This is a genomic window from Acidimicrobiia bacterium (genome assembly GCA_036396535.1).
GTDB lineage: Bacteria > Actinomycetota > Acidimicrobiia > Spongiisociales > UBA5794 > DASWKR01.
On record DASWKR010000089.1, the window covers coordinates 1 to 2,443 of the forward strand.

Here is a 2,443-nt window from a genome sequence, read left to right on the forward strand (position 1 = left end):
CGGGGTCGACCAGATCTCGACCCGGTCCGCCACGCCGACGATCGTCACGTCCTTCTCCAGCGAGGCGTAGCCCCTGAGCCCGTCCGACAGCTGGATGCGGCCCTGCTTGTCGAGGGTCTGGTCGCTCGCCGCCGCGAAGAACGATCGGGTGAGTTTCCTGGCCCGCCCATCTGTTCTCGGCAACCTGCTCAACCTGGCGACCTCGTCGCGCCAGGCCTCCATGGTGAAGAGGTAGAGGCAGTGCTCCTGGCCCTTCGTGACCACGCACCCGCCTTCGAGATCGTCCCGGAACTTGCGCGGGAGAACCACTCGGCCTTTCGAATCGAGCGAATGCTGGTACTCCCCGAGAAACACGCGAACTGATCTCCGTCACTAGATCATCATCTCCCACGAGGCCCCACTTTGCTCCCTATCGTCCCACTTGTCAACCTTCTTCACCACATTGGCGCCCCCAAAACCCCCATTTGGGTCGCTCGACCCATCCCGACCCCGCTCCCCGGGCAGACGGTGGCCCGGTGGGCAGGTCGTACCATCGAGATTTCTCGGGATCCCGTGTCGATCGACCGGGTATGCGTTCGTATAGGTCCCGAGAGGACGGCAAGGTGCCGTCCCGGAAGTCGAGGAGGTCGTCATGACGCAATACCTGCTGTCGGTGCAGTACAACGAGGATCTGGAGACGCCGCCGCCGGAGGTCATGGAGCAGCTCTATGCCGACGTCGACGTCTTCAATCGCAAGCTGCAGGACCAGAGCCTCTGGGTGTTCGCAGGGGGACTCCACCCGCCATCGACGGCGACGGTCGTCGATGCAACGAGCGGTGACGTCATCACGAGCGACGGGCCGTTCGCCGAGGCGAAGGAGCAGATCGGCGGCTTCTGGGTCGTCGAGGCCCCCGACCTCGACGCGGCGCTCGCACTCGCCGCCGAGGCTTCAGCCGCTTGCCGGGGACCTGTGGAGGTGCGTCCATTCCAGGACGAGCCCGAGGCCTGAGGATTCCGGTGGGGGTCGACAACATCGACGTCGGGCGGGTGTTCCGTGACGAGTCAGGGCGAGCCGTGGCCAGTCTGGTCCGCTTCTTCGGCGACATCGACGTCGCCGAAGAAGCGGTCCAGGAGGCCTTCGAGATCGCCCTGCGGCGGTGGCCGGACGAGGGCCTGCCACCGAGTCCCGCCGGCTGGATCATCACCACTGCGCGCAACAAAGCGATCGATCGCCTGCGCCGCGAGTCCTCGCGGAAGCATCGCCACGAGCAGGCCGCTCGGCTCTACGCCAAGGCCGAGCCGATGGACGTAGGGCGCCTGGACGACGACCGACTCAGGCTGATCTTCACGTGCTGTCATCCCGCACTCTCCACCCACGCCCAGATCGCCCTGACCCTCCGGCTCATCGCAGGGCTCCAGACGTTCGAGATCGCACGGGCCTTCGTGGTCTCGGAGACGACCATGGCGCAGCGGCTCGTGAGGGCGAAGAACAAGATCCGGGCGAACAACATCCCCTACCGGGTTCCCGGCGATGCCGAGCTTCCCGACCGGCTCAGATCGGTGCTCGCCGTCGTCTACCTCGTCTTCAACGAAGGCCACACGGCGACCACCGGCGACGACCTCATTCGTACGGAGCTGTGCGCAGAGGCCGTCCGGCTGTGCAGGCTGATCGTGGAGCTGATGCCGGACGAGCCGGAGGCGCTCGGCCTGCTGGCGCTGATGTTGCTCACCGAGGCTCGCCGCCCGGCACGCGTCACCGCGGATGGCTCCCTCGTCAGGCTCGCCGATCAGGACAGGTCGGCGTGGGATGCCGGCCTCATCGCAGAGGGCCACTCCATCGTCCGTGCCTGCCTGCGGCGAGACATGCCGGGCCCCTACCAGATCCAGGCGGCCATCGCGGCCGTGCACGCCGACGCCGCCTCGGCCGGCGCCACGGATTGGGGACAGATCGTGCAGCTCTACGACCAGCTCACCGCCTGCACCCCCACTCCGATCGTGGCGCTCAACCGTGCCATCGCCATCGCCGAGCTCAACGGCCCACGAGCGGCCCTCGACATCGTCGACGGCCTCGACCTGGACGGGTACCACCTCTTCCACGCAGCGCGGGCCGACCTCCTCGAGCGGCTCGGGCGAGCCCCCGAAGCGGCGGCGGCCTTCAACCAGGCGCTCGCCCTCGTCACGAACGCCGCAGAACGAGAGCACCTCGCCAGGCGTCTCGGCGCGATGCGGCTCGGCTGAGCGCCCGGGGCGCTCGCTACCGGCGCACCCGGGAGATCGCTCGAGCGAGCATGGCGGCCACGTCGCCTGCCACATGTCTTCCGGCGGACACCACGGGGCGCCCTCCGACGACGACCTCCGTGACGTCGCTCGGCGCCGCCGCGAACACGACATGGTCCACGAGATCGGAATCTGCGGCACCCGCCAGTCGGATCGAGCCCTCGACGTCGAGCGCCACGAAGTCGGC

4 protein-coding genes are annotated in these 2,443 nt (G+C 68.0%); 2 read left to right on the forward strand and 2 right to left on the reverse strand.

All coding sequences use genetic code 11. From position 1 onward, the window contains the following. A partial coding sequence (mraZ, locus tag VGC47_14965) for a division/cell wall cluster transcriptional repressor MraZ (GenBank protein ID HEX9856610.1) occupies positions 1-354 on the reverse strand: 354 nt, incomplete at its 3' end. Between the two features lie 277 nt (positions 355-631). Here mraZ and VGC47_14970 point away from each other — a divergent pair. After that, positions 632-988 carry a YciI family protein gene (locus tag VGC47_14970; protein ID HEX9856611.1) on the forward strand — a complete coding sequence of 119 codons (357 nt, stop codon included), beginning with the start codon at positions 632-634 and terminating at the stop codon, positions 986-988. An 8-nt stretch (positions 989-996) separates the two neighbouring features. Continuing rightward, entirely contained in the window at positions 997-2,217 is a 1,221-nt protein-coding gene (locus VGC47_14975) for a sigma-70 family RNA polymerase sigma factor (protein ID HEX9856612.1), read from the forward strand. A gap of 16 nt (positions 2,218-2,233) precedes the next feature. On the opposite strand, the gene VGC47_14980 is transcribed toward VGC47_14975, so the two are convergent. Beyond that, positions 2,234-2,443: formimidoylglutamate deiminase (locus tag VGC47_14980; GenBank protein ID HEX9856613.1), on the reverse strand; the 210-nt coding region annotated here is incomplete at its 5' end.